The organism is Streptosporangium sp. NPDC002524 (genome assembly GCF_040295985.1).
GTDB lineage: Bacteria > Actinomycetota > Actinomycetes > Streptosporangiales > Streptosporangiaceae > Streptosporangium.
Window position 1 is genome coordinate 1 of sequence record NZ_JBEOWK010000013.1, and the last position, 22044, is coordinate 22044.

The 22044-nt window shown below is 71.7% G+C and carries 16 protein-coding genes; 7 read left to right on the forward strand and 9 right to left on the reverse strand.

Annotated elements, in window-relative coordinates:
• Nucleotides 1-83: 83 nt before the first annotated feature.
• The 6 genes from ABT053_RS22750 to ABT053_RS22775 all read right to left on the reverse strand — a co-directional run bounded on the left by ABT053_RS22750 (nucleotide 84) and on the right by ABT053_RS22775 (nucleotide 7897).
• Nucleotides 84-896: a polysaccharide deacetylase family protein gene (locus ABT053_RS22750; protein ID WP_350971085.1), complete on the reverse strand. Its 813-nt coding sequence runs from the start codon at nucleotides 894-896 to the stop codon at nucleotides 84-86.
• A 327-nt stretch (nucleotides 897-1223) separates the two neighbouring features.
• Nucleotides 1224-2516, reverse strand: a complete 1293-nt coding sequence (locus tag ABT053_RS22755; protein WP_350971086.1) for a homoserine dehydrogenase — start codon at nucleotides 2514-2516, stop codon at nucleotides 1224-1226.
• Between the two features lie 61 nt (nucleotides 2517-2577).
• A complete protein-coding gene (gene lysA, locus ABT053_RS22760) occupies nucleotides 2578-3960 on the reverse strand; it encodes a diaminopimelate decarboxylase (protein WP_350971087.1) in 1383 nt (460 codons plus the stop codon).
• A gap of 320 nt (nucleotides 3961-4280) precedes the next feature.
• Nucleotides 4281-5093, reverse strand: coding sequence for a neutral zinc metallopeptidase (locus ABT053_RS22765; RefSeq protein ID WP_350971088.1), 813 nt, complete (start codon nucleotides 5091-5093; stop codon nucleotides 4281-4283).
• Nucleotides 5094-5136: 43 nt separating this feature from the next.
• On the reverse strand, nucleotides 5137-5811 hold the full coding sequence (locus ABT053_RS22770; RefSeq protein WP_350971089.1) for a DALR anticodon-binding domain-containing protein: 675 nt from the start codon (nucleotides 5809-5811) through the stop codon (nucleotides 5137-5139).
• Nucleotides 5812-5989: 178 nt separating this feature from the next.
• On the reverse strand, nucleotides 5990-7897 hold the full coding sequence (locus ABT053_RS22775; RefSeq protein ID WP_350971090.1) for a hypothetical protein: 1908 nt from the start codon (nucleotides 7895-7897) through the stop codon (nucleotides 5990-5992).
• Between the two features lie 71 nt (nucleotides 7898-7968).
• Between ABT053_RS22775 and ABT053_RS22780 the strand changes: the two genes are divergently transcribed.
• Both ABT053_RS22780 and treS read left to right on the forward strand, forming a co-directional pair.
• Complete coding sequence (locus ABT053_RS22780; protein ID WP_350971091.1) at nucleotides 7969-9627, forward strand: asparagine synthetase B family protein; 1659 nt, start codon at nucleotides 7969-7971, stop codon at nucleotides 9625-9627.
• Between the two features lie 563 nt (nucleotides 9628-10190).
• A complete protein-coding gene (treS, locus tag ABT053_RS22785; protein ID WP_350971092.1) occupies nucleotides 10191-11930 on the forward strand; it encodes a maltose alpha-D-glucosyltransferase in 1740 nt (579 codons plus the stop codon).
• An 89-nt stretch (nucleotides 11931-12019) separates the two neighbouring features.
• Here the strand turns inward: treS and ABT053_RS22790 are convergent, their stop codons facing one another.
• The 3 genes from ABT053_RS22790 to ABT053_RS22800 all read right to left on the reverse strand — a co-directional run bounded on the left by ABT053_RS22790 (nucleotide 12020) and on the right by ABT053_RS22800 (nucleotide 15702).
• A complete protein-coding gene (locus ABT053_RS22790) occupies nucleotides 12020-14299 on the reverse strand; it encodes an FtsX-like permease family protein (RefSeq protein WP_350971093.1) in 2280 nt (759 codons plus the stop codon).
• Between the two features lie 138 nt (nucleotides 14300-14437).
• Complete coding sequence (locus ABT053_RS22795; RefSeq protein ID WP_350971094.1) at nucleotides 14438-15199, reverse strand: ABC transporter ATP-binding protein; 762 nt, start codon at nucleotides 15197-15199, stop codon at nucleotides 14438-14440.
• Nucleotides 15196-15702, reverse strand: coding sequence for a PadR family transcriptional regulator (locus ABT053_RS22800; protein WP_350971095.1), 507 nt, complete (start codon nucleotides 15700-15702; stop codon nucleotides 15196-15198). The genes ABT053_RS22795 and ABT053_RS22800 overlap by 4 nt, the downstream gene beginning before the upstream one ends.
• Before the next feature lie 128 nt (nucleotides 15703-15830).
• Between ABT053_RS22800 and ABT053_RS22805 the strand changes: the two genes are divergently transcribed.
• The 5 genes from ABT053_RS22805 (at nucleotide 15831) to ABT053_RS22825 (ending at nucleotide 22018) form a co-directional block, all read left to right on the forward strand.
• Entirely contained in the window at nucleotides 15831-17111 is a 1281-nt protein-coding gene (locus ABT053_RS22805) for an ABC transporter substrate-binding protein (RefSeq protein WP_350971096.1), read from the forward strand.
• Nucleotides 17112-17214: 103 nt separating this feature from the next.
• Entirely contained in the window at nucleotides 17215-18546 is a 1332-nt protein-coding gene (locus tag ABT053_RS22810) for an ABC transporter substrate-binding protein (RefSeq protein WP_350971097.1), read from the forward strand.
• 453 nt (nucleotides 18547-18999) lie between these two features.
• Nucleotides 19000-20385 carry an ABC transporter permease gene (locus tag ABT053_RS22815; RefSeq protein ID WP_502991839.1) on the forward strand — a complete coding sequence of 462 codons (1386 nt, stop codon included), beginning with the start codon at nucleotides 19000-19002 and terminating at the stop codon, nucleotides 20383-20385.
• The gene (locus ABT053_RS22820; RefSeq protein WP_350971098.1) at nucleotides 20382-21257 is read left to right on the forward strand and encodes a carbohydrate ABC transporter permease; all 876 of its coding nucleotides are present in this window, start codon (nucleotides 20382-20384) and stop codon (nucleotides 21255-21257) included. The genes ABT053_RS22815 and ABT053_RS22820 overlap by 4 nt, the downstream gene beginning before the upstream one ends.
• A gap of 83 nt (nucleotides 21258-21340) precedes the next feature.
• Entirely contained in the window at nucleotides 21341-22018 is a 678-nt protein-coding gene (locus ABT053_RS22825) for a uracil-DNA glycosylase (RefSeq protein ID WP_350971099.1), read from the forward strand.
• The last annotated feature ends 26 nt before the right edge of the window (nucleotides 22019-22044 follow it).

The following is a 22044-nucleotide window of genomic DNA, read 5'->3' on the forward strand; positions in this document are numbered from 1 at the left end:
ACCTTTCGGATTCAGCTCGGGATCCTTGAACATCCCCACGAGGGCGGCGGCAAGAGGATAACCGGGCGTCCTCGGCGGCCGGGTCACTCCTGTCTCGGCAGGGCGCGGTAGCGGGCGCCGACGGCGCTCTGCAGGGTCCGTACGACCGTGCCGTGGGCCTTGCGCGTCCTCAGCCAGTCGAGGAACTGACCCAGGAGCTTGGGAGTCGTCGAGTAGAGGCCGCAGCCGTCGCAGACGCGGTGGAACACCATCGGGACCAGCCCGCCACCGCCCTTCTCCGCGTTGAGGACCTGCTGCTTCATATGCCGCAGCAGGGTGTCGTCGCGGATGGAGCCCGGCGTGCGGATGTCGTAGCGGTTCTTCGGGCGGAGAGCCTCGCCGGGCGGGCAGCCGGGGCAGCCCCACTCCTTGAGCCCGCCGACCCCGCGCGCCGCGTCGTAGCCGCACCGCCGCGCCACCGCCATGGCGTCGGAGTCGACCGCGCCGAACGGGTAGGCGAGGGTGGTGGGCCGGTACCCCCACGCCACCAGCGTCCTGCGGTCGTCGCAGATCTGGCCCTCCTGATCGCTCTGGATCAGCTCGGTGAGGCGGACGTGGGTCAGCGTGTGACCGCCGATCTCGTGCCCCTTCTTCGCGATCCCGGCGAGCTCGCGCCGGGTCAGCTTCTGCGCACCGCCAACGGTCTCGGTGTTGACGTAGAACGTTCCACGCATCCCGCGTTTCTCCAGCATGCGGGCGACGGCGGGGTGGGAGGAGTCGCCGTCGTCGAAGGTGAGCGCGACGACCGTCTTGACTTTCTTCGCGGGCCGCTCGGCCGCCGCGTGGGCGGCCGGGCCCAGCGCCGCCACGACGGCCAGCACCGTGGCGGACGCCGCCGCCCGGCGAAAGACCTTCACGACGAGTTCTCTTTCGCGGAACGGCAAACAAGGCATGAAAGCAGCTTATAAGCCGTTAGAGGCCATCAAATGATCCGTTATCAAATGCCCAGGAACCCGATGCCGAGCCGGCATGGCACGACGGCCGCGACCGTCGCCACGGCCGGGACCGGGCCTCCGTCAGGGCCGGCGACGGCCTGACAGAGGCGTTGACAGCGGGGCGCCCGCGCCGGGCCGACGCGGCCGGGCAGCCTGGGCAGGCCAGGCGGACCGGGCAGCCTGGCCAGGCCGGTCGCGGTGGACAGGCCTGGCGGGGCATCGGCGCGGGGCGCCTTCGCGGAGCACCGGCTAGGGGGCGTCCTCGCCCTCGACGCGCATGACGCTCACCACGTCGCGGACGATGTCCAGCTCGCGCAGGCCCTCGATCGTGGCCGACAGCGCGGCGTCGCTGGCCCGGTGGGTGACCAGCACCAGCTGGGCGTCCGCGCCGTGCCCCTCCTGCCTGACGGTCTGGATGGAGACGTCCTGCTTGGCGAACATGTCGGCGACCCTGGCGAGCACGCCCGGCTTGTCGGCGACGTCCAGGGAGACGTGGTAGCGCGTGACGGTCTCGCCCATCGGGTGCACGACCAGGTCGGCGTACGTGGACTCCTCCGGCCCGCGGGTCCCGGCCAGCACGTTGCGCGCCACGGCCACGATGTCGCCCAGCACCGCGCTCGCGGTCGGGGCGCCGCCCGCGCCCGCGCCGTAGAACATGAGCTGCCCGGCGGACCGCGCCTCGACGAACACCGCGTTGTAGGCTTCGCGGACCCCGGCCAGCGGGTGCGTCCTGGGGATCATGGCCGGATGCACCCGTACGCCGAACGACCTGCCGTCGTCGGAGCGGGCGCAGATCGCGAGCAGCTTGATGACGTATCCCATCGCCTTGGCGCTGGCCACGTCCGTCGCGGTGATCTCGGTGATGCCCTCGCGGTGCACGTCGGCGGCCGTCACCCGGCTGTGGAAGGCGATCCCGGCGAGGATCGCGGCCTTGGCCGCCGCGTCGAAGCCCTCCACGTCGGCGGTGGGGTCGGCCTCGGCGTAGCCCAGCGCCTGCGCCTCCCCGAGCGCGTCGGAGAACGAGGCCCCGCTGGAGTCCATCTGGTCGAGGATGTAGTTGGTGGTGCCGTTGACGATGCCGAGCACGCGGTGCACGTGGTCTCCGGCGAGCGACTCGCGCAGCGGCCGGATCAGCGGGATGGCGCCCGCGACGGCCGCCTCGAAGTAGAGGTCGGCGTTGCCGGCCCTCGCCGCGGCGTGGACGGTCGCGCCGTCCTCGGCGAGCAGCGCCTTGTTGGCCGTGACGACCGACTTGCCGCTGTTCAGCGCGGCCAGGATGAGCGACCTGGCGGGCTCGATGCCGCCAATCACCTCGACGACGACGTCGACGTCGTCGCGGGTGACCAGGGCCTCGGCGTCCGTGGTGAGCAGGGCCGGGTCGACGTCGGCGTCCCGCCTGCGGCCCAGGCGCCGCACGGCGACCCCGGCGAGCTCCAGCGGCGCCCCGACGCGGGCGGCGAGGTCGTCGGCCTGCTCGTGCATGAGCCTGACCACCTGGGAGCCGACGACGCCGCATCCCAGCAGTGCGACTTTCAGTGCCATGCGGTCACGCCCCCTTTTCGCTCACACCGCGGACGGGCTTGCCCCGCCGCTCCGGGTCGTTTCACAGCTGTCCTCTCAGGAGGTCGTCCTCGGTCTCCCTGCGGACGATCACGCGGGACGCCCCGTCCTTGACCGCGACCACGGCGGGCTTGGGGAGGTAGTTGTAGTTGTTGGCGAGCGAGCGGCAGTAGGCGCCGGTGCCCGCGACGGCGATCAGGTCGCCGGTGGCGAGGTCGGCGGGGAACCACAGGTCGCGCACGACCATGTCGCCGCTCTCGCAGTGCTTGCCGACCAGGCGGGAGAGCATCGGCTTCGCGGTGCTCTCGCGGGAGGCCAGGCGCGCGGTGTAGTCGGCGCCGTAGAGGGCGGTGCGGATGTTGTCGCTCATGCCGCCGTCGACGCTGACGTAGGTGCGCAGGCCCTCGACGTCCTTGATCGTGCCGACCTCGTAGAGCGTCACCCCGGCGAGCCCGGCGATGGCCCTGCCCGGCTCGACGGTGAGCTTGGGCACCGGCAGGCCGGCGCCCCTGGCCACCTTGCTCACGATCTCGCGCAGGTTGTCGGCGATCTCCTTGACGTCGGGCGCGGTGTCGCCCTCGACGTACGGGATGCCGTAGCCGCCGCCGAGGTCCAGCTCGGGCAGCACGACGCCGTGCTCGTCCTTGATCTTGACCAGGAGGGTGGCCAGGCGGGCCGCGGCCACCTCGAACCCGGCGGTGTCGGTGATCTGGGAGCCGATGTGGGAGTGCAGGCCGACGAGCTCCAGCTGGGGCAGGGCGAGGATCCGCCGCGCCGCCTCGGCCGCCGCGCCGCTGCTCAGCGAGAAGCCGAACTTCTGGTCGTCGTGGGCGGTCGCGATGAACTCGTGGGTGTGGGCCTCGACGCCCACGGTGACGCGGATCATCACCTTGGGGCGCCTGCCGTGCTTGTCGGCGAGGAAGCCCAGGCGGGCGATCTCCTCGAAGGAGTCGGCCACGATGTGCCCGACCCCGGCCTCGACGGCCCTCTCCAGCTCGGCGAGCGACTTGTTGTTGCCGTGCATGGTGATCCGCTCGGGCGGGAACCCGACGCTGAGCGCGACGGCGAGCTCACCGGCGCTGCAGACGTCGAGGCCGAGGCCCTCCTGCATGATCCAGCGGGCGACCTCGCGGCACAGGAACGCCTTGCCCGCGTAGTGGACCTCTCCCCCGGAGAACGCGCTCGCGTAGTCGCGGCAGCGGGAGCGGAAGTCTTCCTCGTCCACCACGTAGAGCGGGGTGCCGTGTTCCTCGACCAGATCCCTGACGTCCGCGCCGCCGATCGTGATCGAGCCGTCGGCGCGGCTCGACGTTCGCGGCCAGATGGTGGGGTCGAGCGTGTTCAGATCGGCGGGTGCGTGCGGAGGGCGCTCCTCGGGCAGCACTTCTGCATGCCGGTCACCGGCGGGGTGGGCGAATCGACTCACCCGATCGAGGCTATCGGACCCGGTGATCCCTCTGAGACGATTGCCCACCCATCGAGACGCGATCAACCTCGAACACGCGAAGTTTTTACGTTATGCGCCACTTTGACAACATATTTTAACGTCGCATCACGACCCGATCTTCGAGAGTGACCGGAGCGGACCCGTTCCAGGGAGGCCGGGGAGACCGGGAAGAGGAGAGCGGGGAGAACCGGGGAGAGCCTGGACGATCGGGGAGACCGGGGAGAGGAGAGAACCGGGACGACCGGGGTGACCGGGGGGACCAGGGTGACCTAGGCGACCGGGGCGACGAGGCGACGATCCTAGGAGACCCGCTCGGCGGGAGCGGCCCAGGTGTTGCAGGATCCCACGGTGCCGCCCTCCTGGCCGCGCCGCATCCACTCGGCGCTGCTCGCCCCCGAGCCGTGCGACTGCCGGTACCCCGCCTCCACGCCCTCGTCGGCGCCGGAACCGCGCCCGGCGAGGCGGCGCAGGCTCTCCAGCCGGCGCGGCGCCACACCCCGCAGCGTCACCGCGGCCAGGCAGTCGGCCTGCAGTTCGAGCCGCCGCGACCACGCCTCGTCGAAGGTCTCCGAGCCCCGCTGGTCGGCGATCCCGCTCACCTCCTGGACGTGGTGGGCGTACTCGTGCGCGAGCGTGAACATCATCGAGAAGGCCCGTTCCTCCTCGACCAGCACGTTGACGACGCGAGGCCCGGGGCAGTAGATCCCGGCCCAGTCGTAGTCGTCGATCCCGCACTCGGCCTCCTCGGGGGCGGCGACCAGCCGCACCTCCCCCGGCGGCTCGTAGTCGATGCCCGCCTGCTCCAGGGTGGCCGCCCACATCCGGTCCAGACACCCGGCGAGGGCCCTCAGCGACGTCGTGGCGTCGGCGTCGAGGTCCTTGGGAAGGGTGCCGCAGCGACCGCCGACCGGCCCGGTCTCCTGGTAGAGGCGATGCGTCGCCGCGGCCGAGCGGGGCGAGCCGGGGGCGGTCCCGAGGAGTTCCCTGAGGTCTCCGCCGAGGTAGGCGAGCCCGCCGAGGACGACGGCGAAGGCGAGCAGGGTCGGCAGGATCCGCCGGACCATCCCGGATCGGCGCGGCTCGTGCGCCTCCCAGTCCCGGGGCCCGGCCATCCACCTCTCCCCTGATCCTTTTTAAATCCTTTGGGAGGGTCTATCACAATCTGTCGGGTGCCGTCTCGCCAAGTGCCGCCAGCGCCTCGGCCAGCACGTCCCGCACGGCCCGCGCCAGGCGCACCCGGGCGGCGTGGAGCCCCGACGGCTCCTCGTCCCCCGAGGGAAGCGCGGCGGCCCCCTCGAACGCGTCGTGGTAGGCGAGGGCCAGCTGCTCGGCGTAGGCGGCCCACCCGGGGTCCCGGCTCACCCGCCTGCCGCGCAGCTCGGCCAGCAGCCTGAGCACCGCCCGGTCCCTGCGGTCCTCCAGCAGCTCGGGCCTGAAGTCCCCGCCGACGCCGAGTTCCGCGGCCCAGCGCTGTACGGCGACCGCCCGCGCGTGCGCGTATCTCACGACGAACCCGGGGTTCGCCCACGTCCTGGGCAGGTCCTCCCACGGGGACCCGGCCGCGCCCCCGCTCCCGCCCGTGGCCGGGGGTGTGGCCGTGCCGATCTCCGTGACCAGCTCGCCGGGCACCGCCACCACGATCTCCAGGAAGCCGCCGGGCCGCACCCGGACGGCCGCGATCCCCGGCAGCGCGCGGAGCCGGCCGGCCAGCTCGCCGGGGTCCTCGCCCCGGCGCAGCGCGGCCGAGGAGACGTAGAGCGCCTCCTCGGCCCACGTCCCCCTGGGGATCGGTGGCAGGCCGAGGACCTCGCCGAGCGCACCGGGCGTCATCCCGGCAGCCTAACGACCCCCCGGACGACCGGCGCTCGGCCCAGCGCGCTCAGGTCAGATCGGACCAGAGCACTCGGACCAGGGCGCACGGATCCACCGGGCCGTCCCCCGCCGCCGTCGCGGCGAAGGAGCCCCGTACCCGAGGACCCCGAGGACCCCGAGGACCCCGGGGACCCGCTCAGATCAGGGCGTGCGGGTCGGCCGGGCCGTAGTCGACGAGCTGGGCCGAGCCGAGCAGCCAGCGGTCGCGGTCGCGGAGGCAGACGTACCCGAAGCGGTCGGCGGAGAAGACCTTGATCCCGTCCGCGCGGCACTGGCGCATCAGCACGTCGGCCCAGTTGTCCGAGACGTCGGCGAAGCCGATGCCCCGCAGGACCGCGCGGCGGGCCAGCAGGGTCGCCCCCGCCACGTCGGGCAGGTAGGAGTACTCCGCCGAGGGCTGGCGCAGCACGGTCGCCGCGACGTCGCGCAGGTGGGCGTAGTAGGCCGCCTTGCCCACGATGTCGGCGTTGGCGAACAGGAAGGCCCTGCTGAGGTCGGTCAGATAGTGCTCGCCGTACTGGTCGCGGGCGTCCATGACCGCCACCAGGTCGCCCTGGCACAGGTCGAGGGCGCGGTTGAGCAGGCCGCCCGTGGTCAGCTCGGTGTCAGAGCGGCGCACCGCGACCTCCACCCCGTCGGGCATCGCCTTGCGGGCCCGTCCGACGGCGTCGGGGGCGTCCGACAGCAACACCAGCTGGACGACGCCCTTCTGCGGCGCGACCTGGGCCAGCGCGTGGTCGAGGTCGCCCCGGTCGATCATGATCACCGAGATGTTCAGGGTGGCCCTGCCGCTGGGCAGGCCGATCGCGTCCAGCAGGTCGTCGACCTTGTTGGTCATCGTGCCCGAGGCGTACGCCTGGCGGAGTGCCAGGTGGGCGCGGCGCGCGTCGGGCTCGGTGCCGATGGGGGTGCCGCAGGCGGCCAGCTCGGCCATCCGCCAGGGCTCCGTGCCCGGCGGGCAGTCGACCGCGACGGGCCAGCGGTAGGAGGTGAGCACGTCCGGGTACGACAGGTGCCCGGGAAGCAGCTCCTCCAGCGAGAGCACCCGCCCGAACCGGTCCCCGGCCAGCGGCAGCGGGTTGTGCACGCGCGGCTGGACGGCGAAGGGCAGGATCCCCAGCGAGGGCGCCCGGCGTCCCGGCTCGGGCTCCTGGGCCGCCAGCGCGGCGCCCCACGGTCCCACGGACTTGGGCAGCGCGGTCACGACGTGCTCGAACAGCCTGGCCGCGGCGACGAACTCGCCCGGGGTGCCCCCGGTGTGCCAGAAGACGGTGCGGATGCCCCGCTCCGCGCACCAGGCCAGCAGGGCGCGCAGTCCCTGGCCCGGCCGGCGCACCTCCTCCGCCCACGGCCCCTCGGTCACCGACTCGACCAGCAGCAGGTGCGGGACCTCGGCGGCCAGCACCCGGGCGAAGTCCCTCGGCGTGAAACCGGTGGTCTGGCGCCACTCGTAGCGCAGCAGCGCCTCGCCGTGCGGCGCGGCGATCACGGCCGCGGTCAGGTGCGGGCGGGTGTTGGGGCCGGTCGGCACGCGGTACGGCTTGAGCTTCACCGACCTGCCGCCGACGGTCCTGACGGAGCTGGTGGCCTGGAAGGCCGCCCCGGGCACCGGCGCCTTGTCGCCCGCCTTGCGCGGCACCGGCTGGCGCTTGGGCGCGGTCGGGCGCTTGGCAGGCTTGGCCGCCCCGCGCAGGCCGCGCGCCAGCCGCACCGGGTTGCTCTTGCCCGTCTTGATCGCGTCACCCAGCCGGGACCAGCGGGCCACCTGCACCGAGGAGAGCTTCCACCTGGCCACCTCGGCCTGGTAGCGCTGCTCGGCGAGGTCCTTGCGGAGCTTCTCCTCGGCCGCGTTCGCGGCCTCCAGCCGCTCCTCGGTCTCGCTGAGGAGTTCCTTCACCCCGCGCAGTTCCTCGGCCGCACGCTCCGCGTCGGCGATCTTGGCCTGTGCCGCCTCCAGCAGGCGGGCCAGCTCGGAAGCCCTCTCCGCGTGCGCCACCGCCTCCCGCAACGCCTGTCGTGTGCTTTCGAGTTGCTCGCCCGCCACGCCGTCCTCCGTTTCGTGAGCCGGGCGAAAGGATACCCTTTGGTCAATCGCGACACAGAGGAGTCAGCACGGTGCAGTGGCCGACGTTCAATGTGAGGCCGTACGTCTGCGGCGGCATCGGGCACCTCGACGAGGCCGTCCTGGAGACGCTGCGCGGGGCCGGGCCGCGGGTCAGACCCGCCGTCCAGGCCGGGAACGCGGCCCTGTTCAGCTCCTCCCCGCTGCCGCCCTACCAGCGGGACGAGCGCACCTGGGCCTTCGCCTGGGGGGAGCGCACGCCCGGCGGGGTGGCGCCGTGGATCACCGTGGCGGAGACCTACGAGACGCCCGGCCTGATCGACGACGGCGAGCGGATCACGCTGCACGCCGGAGGTCTCGGCCTCGTCGACGTCTACCACCTCTCCCTCGGCGGGGCGGTCTACTTCTCCTCGCTGCTGGAGCCGCTGCTCTCCCTGGCGCGCACGCCGTACGAGATCAACTGGGACGCCTGGGCCTCGATCATCCAGCTGACCTTCCCGCTGCGCGACGACACCCCGTACACGCAGGTGAAGCGGCTGTCGGGGGCGAGCGCGCTGGTCTTCGACCGGGCGGCGGGGCGGGTCGGCGTCGAGCGGATGCTGCCCCGGTGGCTGCGCGAGGAGCCCTACGAGGCGGGCAGGACCGCCGGGGAGATCCTGGAGATCCTGCACGAGGTCTACAAGGAGTTCGACGGGCGCCCGCTGCTGGTGCCGGTCAGCGGCGGCTACGACTCGCGGCTGCTGTGCTCGGTGGCGGTGGCGCGCGGGGCCGACGTGGAGTCGTGGACGACCAGCCCCGACGACGGCACCGACACCGACATCGTCTTCGCCAAGGCGATCACCCGCGAGCTGGGCGTGCGGCACCGGGTGATCCCCCAGGACGCCGCCGCCTACCCCGACGACGCGCTGGCCGCGGCGCGGCGGCTGGAGTTCCTCACCCCGCACCACGCCTGGTACACCCCGTTCGCCCGCGAGGTGCACCGGGCGGGACGGACGCTGGTCGACGGGCTCGCCGGCGGGCCGCTGCTGAAGAACTTCATGGTCAGCGGGGCCGCGCTGGAGGCCTCCACCCAGGCCGGGCGCAAGGCCGCGCTGCTCGGCTCGCTCACGCTGGGCTCCCCGTCCGTGCCGTTCCTGTCGGAGGAGGCCGAGGCCTGGATCACCGACAGCGTCGGGAACGCCTTCACCCAGTCGACCACCATGCTCAACGGCCACCGGGCGGAGCTGCCGCTGTCGGTCCTGCACACCAGGACCGCGCGGGGCATCGCCCGCTCCCCGGTCAACCTGGTCGGCCCCGAGGTCTCGTTCGCGGCGCCGTTCATCCACCCCGCCTTCTTCGACGCGGCGCTCTCGGTCGGCGTGCACCGCAAGGACCAGGGACGCTTCTACCGCGAGATCCTGTACGCCGCCGACCCGCGCGTGGCCGCGCTGCCCTCCACCAACGTGGTCAAGCAGCCGCTCCAGCGGATCCCGCTGCGCTCGGCCGCCGCGCCCGCCAGGGAGTACGGGCACCGGATGCTCACCCGGGTCGCCGACACCGTGCCCTCGCTGCTGTCGGAGCAGCTCCACGTCGTGGTCGCCGAGGGGCCCGACGCGCTGGCGCGGTTCAACGGCTGGAACGACCGCTTCTGGGTGCGCGGCCTGGTGCTGTTCGGCGCCTGGCTCGGCGACTACCAGGACAACCTCCCCGAGCTCACCCCGCCCTGGGCCTGACCCGCCCGTCCACCGGGACCCGGACGCCCCCTCCCGGGGCCTCGTCAGGCTGACGAAGGCCTCGTCAGGCTGACGAACCACCCCTTCCCGAGCCCCTGAGACCCGCCCGCCGGACCCCTGTGACGCGGTCCGGCGGGGCCTCGCGGCGCCCCCGGAAACCGGGCCGGACCCCCTCGCCCGGGACGTCCCGCGCGCTCTCCCGGCGACACCTCTACGGGCCTGATCTGCGGACACGGGGCGAGACCGCTCCCTCGGCGCGTGTCATGTTTCACCCGTGAAAACCGTGAGTGACACGGCGATTACGCGGCCACGGCGCGATGCGCGCGGCGATTCCGTGGGACGGGGGCGGCGTAGCACGCCAAGAGGGGTTCCAGGGCGTCGGGCGGCTGGTAGTGTTCGGCCCAGAAAGCGCCACAACGGACGGTCCCGAATCACAAATTCGGCCCGGCCGAGAGCATGGAGCTCGTGGGGATGACGGCTCCCTCCGGCGCGGTCACCAAACATCATCAGCCGGAGCATCCGGTGACTTCGTCCTGCCCTCCATCACCGTGAGCGAGAACACGATGAATCCATCCCCCCTGCCCTCCCCCTCCCAGGACTCCGTGGCCGAGGACTTCGTCTCCGCGGACCCCCAGTGGTACAAGCGCGCCGTCTTCTACGAGGTCCTGGTCCGCGGGTTCAAGGACTCCAACGGCGACGGCACCGGCGACCTGCGCGGCCTCATCGAGAAGCTGGACTACGTCGAGTGGCTCGGCGTCGACTGCCTGTGGCTGCTCCCGCTGTACGAGTCTCCCCTGCGTGACGGCGGGTACGACATCTCCGACTACATGAAGATCCTGCCGGACTTCGGCGACCTCGGGGACTTCGTGGAGCTGATCGAGTCGGCGCACAGGCGGGGCCTGCGCATCATCACCGACCTGGTGATGAACCACACCAGCGACAAGCACCCCTGGTTCCAGGCCTCCCGGCACGACCCCGAGGGCCCGTACGGCGACTTCTACGTCTGGTCCGACGACCCGGCCGGATATCCCGACGCGCCGATCATCTTCGTCGGCGCCGAGGAGTCCAACTGGACCTACGACCCGATCCGCAAGCAGTACTACTGGCACCGCTTCTTCCACCACCAGCCCGACCTGAACTACGAGAACCCCGCGGTCCAGGAGGCCATGCTGGAGGTCCTGCGGTTCTGGCTGGACCTGGGCATCGACGGCTTCAGGCTCGACGCGGTGCCGTACCTCTTCGAGCGCGAGGGCACCGACTGCTCCGGCCTGCCGGAGACGCACGCGTACCTGAAGAAGGTCCGCGCCGAGGTCGACCGCCTCTACCCGGACCGGGTGCTGCTCGCCGAGGCCAACGGCTGGCCCGAGGACGTGGTCGAGTACTTCGGCGACCCCTCGGTCGGCGGCGACGAGTGCCACATGGCCTTCCACTTCCCGCTCATGCCGCGCATCTTCATGGGGGTACGGCAGGGCAGCCGCGAGCCGATCTCCGAGATCATGTCGCGCACGGCGAAGCTCCCCGAGAGCGGCCAGTGGGGCATCTTCCTGCGGAACCACGACGAGCTCACGCTCGAGACGGTGACCGAGGAGGAGCGCGACTACATGCACGCCGAGTACGCCAAGGACCCGCGCATGCGGGCCTACCTCGGCATCCGGCGCCGGCTCGCCCCGCTGCTGGAGAACGACCGCGACCAGATCGAGCTGTTCACCGCGCTGCTGCTCTCGCTGCCCGGCTCCCCGGTCATGTACTACGGCGACGAGATCGGCATGGGCGACAACATCTGGCTGGAGGACCGCGACGCGGTCCGCACCCCGATGCAGTGGAGCCCCGACCGCAACGCGGGCTTCTCCAAGGCCGACCCCGGGCGCCTGTACCTGCCCGTCGTGATGGACCCGATCCACGGCTACCAGGCGGTCAACGTGGAGGCGCAGCAGAAGAACCCCGCGTCGCTGCTCCACTTCACCAGGAACATGCTGGCGATCCGCCGCGACCACCAGGTCTTCGGCACCGGCGTCTACAACGAGCTGTGGTCCAGCAACCAGGCGGTGCTCAGCTTCGTCCGCGAGGACGGCGACGACCTGATGCTGTGCGTCAACAACCTGTCGAAGTACCCGCAGCCGGTCGAGCTCGACCTGCGCCGCTTCGCGGGCATGACGCCGGTCGAGGCGAGGGGCGGGGTGCGGTTCCCCCCGGTGGGCACCCTGCCGTACCTGCTCACCCTGCCCGGCCACGGGTTCTACTGGTTCTCGCTCAAGAACTCCGACACCCCCGACGCCTCCGGCATCTCCGGCATCGACCTCTGAGCCCTTCTCGGGCCCTTCCCGAGAAGGTCCCGAGACGAACCCGAAACGGCCCCGGGACGGTTCACCGTCCCGGGGCCGTCCCCGTCGTCCTACCGGGCGGTGACCGGGACCTGGGCGCGGGCCGCGCGACCGGCCGGGATCAGCGTCACCAGCAGGGCCGTCCCGACCGCGACGAGCATCGCGACGGCGAGCGTGAGGGCCGAGGGCGCCCGGCCGATGCCCGCCCCGACGCCGCTGGTGTGCCCCTGCAGGTCGACCAGCCCGCCGACCAGCGAGGCACCGGCCACGGCGCCCGCGACCACGCCCAGCACGATCAGCAGGCCGGTCCCGGTGACCAGGGTGGCGGCCACCTGCCGGGGCGTGAGGCCCATGGCCTTGAGCACCGCGAGGTCGAAGGCGTGGTCGCGCAGGCCCAGGGCGCTCGCCGTCAGGAGGTTGGCCAGGCCGAGCAGGGCGAGCACGACGATCAGCGCCACGATCACCACGCGGATGATCGCGAGCCGTTCGGCCGGGTTGACCACCCGCTGCACCTCCAGGGCCTCGCCCGAGGCGACCAGCAGCCGCGCCCTCACCTCCACGGGATCGGCGCCCGGCCTGAGCACCAGGCTGTAGAACTGCGGCGGCACCGCGTCCTTGGCCGCGAGGCTGTCGATCCCGAAGGAGAGCACCTCGCCGTCCTGGTCGGGCTCCACCACCCGGCCCACGAGGTGCACGATCAGCGGGGTGCCGCCGACGGTGAGCCGGACCCGGTCGCCGATCTTCACGTCCAGCAGGTCGAGCAGCCCCTGCCCGGCGACGGCCTCACCCCTGGCGGCGTACATGCGCCCCTCGACGACCGAGAAGGGGTACGGCTCGGCGGAGGTCCCGGCGGCGCGGGCCAGCACGCTCCTGGTCTGCTCCGGCTCCAGCGCGGGCACCTCGGTGCCGGGGTAGACGGCGAGCACCCCGGGGTCGGCCCTCGCCATCCGCAGGGCGTCGTCGGCCGGGAGCTTGTCCGGGCGCACGGTGAGCGCCGCCGCCTGGCCGACCCGCTCGGGATGGTTCAGGAAGTCGTCCAGGGTGGCCCAGCAGCCGAGCCCGATGGTGATCATCATCATCGGGACCGCGACGCCGAAGATGCTCAGGAACGCCGGGAGGCGCCGGGTGAAGGCGTCGCGGGTGCCCAGGACGAGGGCCGGGGGCAGCCGTACGAGCAGCGCCAGGCGGGCCAGCCGCGACAGATGACCCCTGGGCGGCGCCGCGGGGGCGGCGGGGACGGGCGGGGTGCGGCCGCCCCGCCAGGCGGGCAGGGCCACCGCCACCAGGACCACGGCGGCGGTGCCGCCGGCGATGGCGAGCAGCGGGACCGGGGAGAGCGGCAGGATCGGCACCCCGTCCAGGACGAACGAGGCGGCGACCTGCCCGCAGACCAGCCCGATGAGGATGCCGAGCAGCCCGAGCGCGCCGTGCTCGGCCATGAGCACGCCGAAGACCTGGCCCCGGGTGTAGCCGAGGGACTTGAGGGTGGCGATGTCGCGCGTCTGGCTCAGCACCCGGCCGCCCACCGCGTTGGCGATGGCGAGCGCGGCGGCGACGAGTCCGGTGATCCCGAACAGCGCGAGCAGCAGGCCGAGCAGCCGGTTGTCCAGCTCCATCGAGGCGCGGACCTCGCGCCAGGTGGACATCCGCTGGATCTGCCCCTCCAGGAGGGTGACGGCGCCGTGGACGGCGGGCAGCGTGGCCTCGCCGTCGGCGAGGCGCAGCCCGGTGACCGACTCGCTGCGGCCCAGGGCGGGCTCGACCCTGGCGAGCACGGGGGCGAGCGTCCAGGCCAGGCCGGGCGTCCACTCGGGGTAGAAGCCCTGGTCGGCGCTGTCGGCGAGGCCGACCACGACGAGCGGGTGGGTGGCGCCGTTGAGCGCGGTCACCGGGAAGAGGCCGCCCACCTTGAGGGAGAGCGCCCTGGCGAAGGAGCGCTCGACGACCACGCCGTCGGTGTCCCCGGCGCGGAGCGCGCGCCCCTCGCGGATCAGGGGGACGGCGACCTTCGGCGGCGTCGCGGACATCTCCCGCAGCGCCACCGGCGACTTCTTCCCGTCCAGCGTGAGGGTGACCGGGGCCGACCGGTAGGGGCCGGCGACCTGGACCACGCCCGGGAGTCTCGACAGCGCGGCCGGGTCGGGGGCGTCCTTGGTGTGTATCCACACGTGCGCGCCCCTGGACTCGGCGAACAGCCCGCGCCACGGGTTGGTGCCGTCCTCCAGCAGGGTCGCGGAGGTGATCAGCGCGGTGACGATCCCGGCCACGGCCAGCACCGTCAGCAGCGCCTGCGCCCTGCGGGCCCTGAGGTCGGCCCGGATCCACCTGACGGAGGCGCGTACGGTGCTCACGGTGACGCCTCCCGCGCGGCACACGGCACCGGGGACCGTACGGCCCGCGGAGCCCGCGCCCCCTGCGCGGCCCGGCCCCTTGCGGCCCGAGCCCCTGGGACTCGTGGAGCCGTGAGCGGGGAGAGCTGGAGGCGCACCTCAGCCTCTCAGCTCGACGACGTCGCCCGCGCTGCCCCTGGGGCGGCGGCGGACCAGCCCGGCGCCGCCGTCGTCGACGATCTGGCCGTCGAGGAGGGAGACCACCCGGTCGGCCAGGCTCGCCACCCTGGCGTCGTGGGTGACCAGGATGACGGCCTGCCCGTCCCGGTGGACCTCGCCGAGCAGGCGCAGCACGTCGCGGGTGTTGCGGCTGTCGAGGTTGCCGGTGGGCTCGTCCGCGAGCAGCAGGCTCGGCTCGTTGGCCAGCGCGCGGGCCAGCGCGACCCGCTGCTGCTCGCCCCCGGCGAGCTGGGAGGGGGCGGCGTCGGCGCGGGCGGTGAGGCCGAGCTCGCCGAGGAGGTATTCGCGGCGGCGGCGGGCCTCGCGCGTGGAGGCCCCGGCCAGCAGCGCGGGCAGCTCGACGTTGTCGGCCACGGTCATGTTGGCGACGAGGTTGAAGAACTGGAAGACGAAGCCGATCCTCCGGCGGCGCAGCAGCGCCCAGGCGCTCTCGCCGAGCGTGTCGGCCCGCTGCCCGTCGAGCCAGATCTCGCCGCTCGTCCTGGCCTCAAGGCCGCCGATCATGTGGACCAGGGTGGACTTGCCGGAGCCGGACGGGCCCATGACCGCCACGAACTCCCCCGGGCCCACCCGCAGGTCGACCCCCCGCACCGCGGGCACCGGCACCCCGCCGTCCTGGTAGATCTTGACGAGGTTGACGGTTTCGACCACGGGGACCGCGGGCACCACGGGAGAGGTCAACTCAGGTCCTCCTGGCAGCGTTCGAGCCAGTCGAGATCCGCCTGGAGATGCAGCATGGCCCCCTCGACCAGCAGGAGCGCGACGCGGTTGTCCGGGTCGGTCCGCTCGGCGAGCTCGTTGAGGTCACGCATGAGTCCGAGGTAGTGACGGCGCTGGCGGTTGATCATCGCCATCCTGTCGGCGATGCCGGTCATCGGGGCCAGCACGAGCTTCATGAAGAACTCGTCCCGGACCCTGGGCCCCTCGCTGGGCTCGTCCACCCAGGTGTCGAGGATCTCGCGGCCGGCGGCCGTCAGGTAGTAGACCTTCTTGTTCGGCCGGTTGGACTGCTCGACGTCCACGGCGCGCACCAGGCCGTCCTTCTCCAGACGGCCGAGCGTGACGTAGATCTGCCCGATGTTCGGAGAAGGGTAGGCGCTGCCGAAGATCTGTTCAAGTGCCTGTTTGAGCTCATAGCCGTGGGCAGGTTCCTTCGCGAGGAGCGCCAGCAGCGTCAGCCGCACGCCCCACCTCCTCGGAGAGCTCGTTACGTGAGCGTTACGGGGTTATCCGTTGACGGTGATGTTATCGCTATGCATAACATGCATGCATCTACCTAACACGTATGTAACCAACTGGAAACCGGGAGGTCATGGTGCGCCGACTCATCCCCGTCGCGCTCACTGTGCTCTCCGTGCTTCCGGTGTTCCTCGTGACGGCGTGCTCGGCGGCCGGCGCGCAGGAGACCGAACGGTTCGGCGGGACGGGTCCCTTCACCCTCGTGATCGGCCGTCCCGCGACCGCCTATCTGCAGTCGCTGCTCGACCGCTGGAACCAGACCCACCCCGGGGAGCGGGCCACCCTGCTCGAACTCCCCGAGGCCGCCGACGAGCAGCGCGCCCAGATGGTCGCCAACCTCCAGGCCAGAAGCGACCGCTACGACGTGCTCGGGCTGGACGTGATCTGGACGGCGGAGTTCGCCGACGCGGGCTGGATCCTGCCGCTGGAGCGCGCGATGTTCCCGCTCGACAGGTTCCTGCCGCCGGTCGTCGACACGGCCGTCTACCGGGGCAAGCTCTGGGCGGTCCCGTACACCAGCAACGCCGGCCTGCTCTTCTACCGCAAGGACCTGCTGGCCAAGGAGGGCTTCAAGCCGCCGAAGACGTGGGGGGAGCTGCGCGACCAGGCGCGCGCCCTGCACGAGAAGTACGGCATCGGCGGCTACGCGGGGCAGTTCCTGGCCTACGAGGGCCTCACCGTCAACTTCGCCGAGGCCGTGCAGTCGGCGGGCGGGCAGATCCTCAGCCCGGACGGCACCAGGGTGACGATGGACGTGACCAAGGCGAAGGCGGGCCTGGACTTCCTGGTGGGCGGCTTCCGGGAGGGGTGGATCCCGCCCGAGTCGCTCTCCTTCAAGGAGGACGAGGCACAGCTCGCCTTCGAGGAGGGCAGGCTCGCCTTCGCCCGCAACTGGCCGCACACCTACGGACCGGCCACCACCTCGGCGGTCGCGGACAAGTTCGGGGTCACCCGGCTTCCCGGGGCGAACGGGCCGGGGACGGGCTCGCTCGGCGGCTACAACCTCGCGGTGAGCGCCTTCTCCAAGCGGCAGAAGTCGGCCACCGAGTTCATCCGCTACTTCACCAGCCTGGAGAACCAGCGCCGGGTGCTCGCCGACGGCTCGTTCCCGCCCGTGTGGGCCGAGCTGTACGACGACCCCGGCCTGATCAAGCGTTTCCCCTATCTGCCGGTCCTGAAGCAGAGCATCCTCTCCGCCCGGCCCAGGCCCGCCAGCGCCAACTACGACCAGGTGAGCCTGGCGATCGCCAGCGCGGTCTCCAACGCCCTCACACCTCCCTTCACGGAACACGACAGCGAGGACGTCGTCTCCTCCATGAAGGGCCAACTCGAAGAGATCATCCGGGCTCAATGACGCCGGGGTGCCCCCCGGCAGAAGCCGTCATCCCCATTTCGGCTGCTTGATCGTCTTATATCCCCCTATTTCATGTCTCAACGTCTCAGGAGGTCTGTTCAGCATGCGCAGAACCATTGCCGCGGTGACGACGGCGGGACTCGCTCTGGCGCTCGCCGCGTGTGGCGGCGGCGAATCGGCCACCCCCGCACCCGCCGGGAGCGCCGGAGCGTCCTCGTCCGCCCCGGCGGCCGCCAAGACCCTCGAAGGGGTGACCGTCGAGGTCGCCGCCAAGTGGACCGGCGCCGAGCAGGCCAACTTCGAGGCGGTGCTCAAGGCGTTCCAGGCGAAGACCGGCGCCAAGGTCACCTACGCCTCCACCGGCGAGGACACCGGCGCCTACCTCGGCCCGCGCATCGAGGGCGGCAACCCGCCGGACGTCGCGATCCTGCCCCAGCCCGGCCTGGTCCAGCAGTACGCGGACCAGAAGGCGCTCAAGCCGCTCACCGCCGAGGTCCAGAAGCAGATCGACGACAACTACACCCCGTACTGGAAGGAACTCGGCTCCGCCGACGGCCAGTCCTACGGCGTGCTGGTGAAAGCGGCCCACAAGTCGCTCATCTGGTACCGCGACCAGGCCTTCCAGGACGCGGGCGCGACGCCCCCGGCCACCTGGGACGACCTGATCAAGACCGCCCAGACGGTCGCCGACTCCGGCACCCCGCCGTTCTCCCTCTGCGGCGCCTCCGGCTGGACGCTGACCGACCTGTTCGAGAACGTCTACCTCTCCACCGCGGGCCCGGAGAACTACACCAAGCTCTCCAAGCACGAGATCCCGTGGACCGACCCCAGCGTCACCACCGCGCTGGAGAAGATCGCGCAGCTCGTCGGCAAGAAGGAGTTCCTGCTCGGCGGCTCCGCGGGCGCCCTGCAGACCGACTTCCCGACCTGCGTGACCCAGGTCTACGGCCAGGACAAGTCGGCGATGGTCATCGAGGCGGACTTCGTGGGCGTCACGGCCGAGCAGTCGGGCGCGAAGCTCGGCGAGGAGGCCAAGTACTTCCCGTTCCCGAAGGCCGGCGAGACCGAGCCGGTCGTGCTGGGCGGCGACATCGCGGTGGCGCTGAAGGACTCCAAGGGCGCGATGGCGCTGCTGGAGTTCCTCGCCTCCAAGGAGGGCGGCGAGGTCTGGGCGAAGCTCCCCGGCTACCTCTCTCCCAACCGCAACGTCTCGCCCGACAACTACCCGGACGAGCTGACCAAGAAGCTCGCCGAGACGATCATCGCCGCCGGTGACGCCGTCCGCTACGACATGTCCGACCTCGCGCCCAGCGCCTTCGGCGGCACCGACGGCAAGGCCGAGTGGAAGTTCCTGCAGGACTTCGTCCGCGACCCCTCCGACGTCAAGGGCACCCAGACCAAGCTCGAAGACGCCGCCAAGCAGGCCTGGAAGTAAGGGAGAGCGGCCGTGACCGACCGGTTAGACGGCCCGCAGGGTTCGCGTGGCGGCGACGCCGCCCGCGACCCCTCCCCCGGACCGGACGACACCCAGCGGCCGGCGCGGGACGCCGGCCCCGGCGCCCGTACGCCCGGCGCGGAGCCCGACGACACCCGCACCACCGACGGCGACACCGACAGCGACACCCGTACGACCGGCACCGGAACCGACACCGGCACCGGCGGCGGGACCGGTACGACCGGCACCGGGGCCTCCGGGACCTCCTCCGGGACCTCGACCGGCGAGGAGCCACCGGCGTCCCCGGCGGCCCCGAAGCCCTCCGGGGCGGCCTCCAACGAGGACAAGAGCGAGGGCAAGAGCGAGGGCGAGGGCCATCCGGCCCTGGCCGACGTCAGGTCGGACGGCCCGGCCGGCCCGGCCGGATCGGTGACCGAACCGGTCGCCGAGCCGATCGCCGAGCCCGTCGCCGAGCCGGAACTCGCGACGGCCGGAGCGGCGGCTCCGGCGGCGGCACCGGCGGCACCGGCGAAGATCCCCGCCGGGGCCTCCCGGCTGGGGCCGCCGCCGACGCTGGCGCTGTGGTTCCTGCTGCCGGGCGCGCTCGTGCTCGGCGTGATGGTGATCTACCCGATCATCTACTCGATCTTCCGGAGCCTCTACGACGCCAGCGGCGGCACCTTCGTCGGGGCGGACAACTACGCGACGATCTTCAGCGACTCCTCCACCCTGACCACGATCAGGAACAACCTGATCTGGGTCGCGGTGGCCCCCGCCCTGGTCACCGTGATCGGCCTCATCTTCGCGGTGCTGACCGAGCGGATCCGCTGGGCGACCGCGTTCAAGCTGGTCGTGTTCATGCCGATGGCCGTCTCCCTGATGGCCTCCGGCGTCATCTTCCGCCTGGTCTACGAGCAGGCCCCCGACCGGGGTGTGGCCAACGCCGTGATCACCTCGGTGACCGGCCTCTTCGGCTCGGACCAGGGCTATCCCGACGCCCGTCCCAGGGAGAACGACCAGTCGCCGGTCGCCCCCGGGCAGGGCGGCGGGGTGGTGGCCAAGCGGCCCGCGCAGCCGGGGCAGGCGGTGCTCCTGCCGCTCGTGGGCGTGAAGCCCGCCACCCTCGCCTCGGCCTCGCCGGCGAAGGCGGCCCAGCCGGGCCCCGGCGAGCTCGCCGGGACGGTCTGGTTCGACTTCACCCAGGGCGGCGGCGGCGCGGCCAACCAGGTGGACGGCACCGAGAAGGCCCTGGCCGGGATGACGGTCGAGGCGGTGCAGGACGGCGCCGTCAAGGCCACCGCCACCAGCGGGGCCGACGGCACCTTCCGCTTCACCGGGCTCGCTCCGGGTGACTACCAGGTGCGGCTGCCGCAGTCGAACTTCGACGCGGCCTTCGCCGGGATCCCCTGGCTCGGCCCGACACTGATCACCCCGGCGATCATCGGCGCGTTCATCTGGGTGTGGGCCGGGTTCGCCATGGTGCTGATCGCGGCCGGTCTCGCGGCCATCCCGCGTGACGCGCTGGAGGCGGCCCGCATCGACGGGGCCACCGAGTGGCAGGTGTTCCGCAAGATCACCGTTCCGCTGCTCTCCCCGGTGCTGCTCGTCGTGTTCGTCACGATGATCATCAACACCCTGAAGGTCTTCGACCTGGTCTTCGTCATCGCGCCGGGATCGGTGCAGCCGCAGGCCAACGTGATCGCGCTGGAGATGTGGCGGGTCTCGTTCGGCGGAGGCAGCAACCAGGGGCTGGGCAGCGCGCTCGCCATCTTCCTGCTTGTCCTCGTCCTGCCGTTCATGATCATCAACATCCGCCGGTTCAGGAGGGACAACCAGTGACGACCTCCACCCTTGGCGCCCCGCCCCGCAGCGCCCTCGGCAGGATCGTGGACCGGCTGGGCGGCGGCCTGGTCCAGGTGGTACTGGTGGTGATCGGCCTGTTCTGGCTGGTTCCCACCCTGGGCCTGTTCATCGTCTCGATCCGCAACGAGACGGCCAACAACTCCACCGGCTGGTGGACGATCCTCACCAAGCCCGCCGAGCTGACCTTCAAGAACTACTCGGACCTGCTGGCCACCGGGTTCACCGCGTCATTCTGGAACACCGTGTTCATCACGGTGCCCTCGACCGTCCTGGTGATCGGCATCGCCGCGATGGCGGCGTACGCGTTCGCCTGGATGGAGTTTCCCGGCAGGGACGCGCTGTTCCTGGTGGTGGTCGGCCTGCTGGTGGTGCCGACCCAGATCGCGCTCATCCCCATCGCGAAGCTGTACGGCTCCGCCGGGATCTTCGGCTCCATCGCGAGCGTGGTGCTCTTCCACGTCGCCTTCGGCCTTCCCTTCGCCATCTTCCTGCTCCGCAACTTCTTCGCGGGCATCTCACGCTCGCTGCTGGAGGCGGCGCGGATGGACGGCGCGGGGGAATGGAAGATCTTCTCCACCGTGGTGTTCCCGCTGGCCAAACCGGCGGTCGCCTCACTCGGGATCTTCCAGTTCCTCTGGGTCTGGAACGACCTGCTCGTCTCGCTGGTCTTCGCCAACACCGAGAACCAGCCGATGACCAAGGCCCTGCAGTCCCAGATGCGGCAGTTCGGGACCAACGTGGACATTCTTGCGCCAGGCGCTTTCCTGTCGCTGATTATCCCGTTGATCCTCTTTTTCGCCTTCCAGCGGTATTTCGTCCAGGGGATGATGGCTGGCTCGGTGAAGTGAGTCACAGGGGCAGGCCCGGTCCGACGCGCGCTGTTTTCCGGCACGCGCCGTACCGGGCCTAAAACCTCGATAGGGTCCTGCACATGGCCGCACGCCCCTTGAACGAAGTCGTGGAAGCCGGGTGGGCCAAGGCCCTCGAACCCGTCGCCGAGAAGGTCGCCGAGATGGGCGAGTTCCTCCGGAGGGAGGTGGCGGAAGGCCGGCAGTACCTCCCCTCCGGCGCCAACGTGCTCCGTGCCTTCCAGCAGCCCTTCGACCAGGTGAAAGTGCTGATCGTGGGCCAGGACCCCTACCCCACGCCGGGTCACCCGATCGGACTGAGCTTCTCCGTGGCCGCGGACGTGCGCCCGATCCCGGGGAGCCTGCGCAACATCTACAAGGAGCTCACCGAGGACCTCGGGCTGCCGATGCCGAGCAACGGCGACCTCACCCCCTGGACCGAGCAGGGCGTGCTCCTGCTCAACAGGGTGCTCACCGTGATGCCGGGCAAGCCCGCCTCGCACCGCGGCAAGGGCTGGGAGGAGGTCACCGAGCAGGCCATCAAGGCCCTCGTCGCCCGCGACAAGCCGATGGTGGCGATCCTGTGGGGCCGCGACGCCCGCAACCTGCGCCCGATGCTCGGTTCCGTCCCGGCCATCGAGTCGGCCCACCCCAGCCCCCTGTCGGCCCGCAGCGGCTTCTTCGGCTCCCGCCCCTTCGGCAGGACGAACGAGCTTCTCGAGCAGCAGGGCGCCACCCCGGTGGAGTGGAAGCTCCCCTAGGCAGTTCCAACCCCACCCAGGCACTA

What these genes read in the sequence shown, in the direction of transcription:
- ABT053_RS22755 (WP_350971086.1), bottom strand. Translation starts at nt 2,516, where the DNA reads ATGGCACTGAAAGTCGCACTGCTGGGATGCGGCGTCGTCGGCTCCCAG.
- ABT053_RS22765 (WP_350971088.1), bottom strand. Translation starts at nt 5,093, where the DNA reads ATGGCCGGGCCCCGGGACTGGGAGGCGCACGAGCCGCGCCGATCCGGG.
- ABT053_RS22770 (WP_350971089.1), bottom strand. Translation starts at nt 5,811, where the DNA reads ATGACGCCCGGTGCGCTCGGCGAGGTCCTCGGCCTGCCACCGATCCCC.
- treS (WP_350971092.1), top strand. Translation starts at nt 10,191, where the DNA reads ATGAATCCATCCCCCCTGCCCTCCCCCTCCCAGGACTCCGTGGCCGAG.
- ABT053_RS22805 (WP_350971096.1), top strand. Translation starts at nt 15,831, where the DNA reads ATGGTGCGCCGACTCATCCCCGTCGCGCTCACTGTGCTCTCCGTGCTT.
- ABT053_RS22810 (WP_350971097.1), top strand. Translation starts at nt 17,215, where the DNA reads ATGCGCAGAACCATTGCCGCGGTGACGACGGCGGGACTCGCTCTGGCG.
- ABT053_RS22825 (WP_350971099.1), top strand. Translation starts at nt 21,341, where the DNA reads ATGGCCGCACGCCCCTTGAACGAAGTCGTGGAAGCCGGGTGGGCCAAG.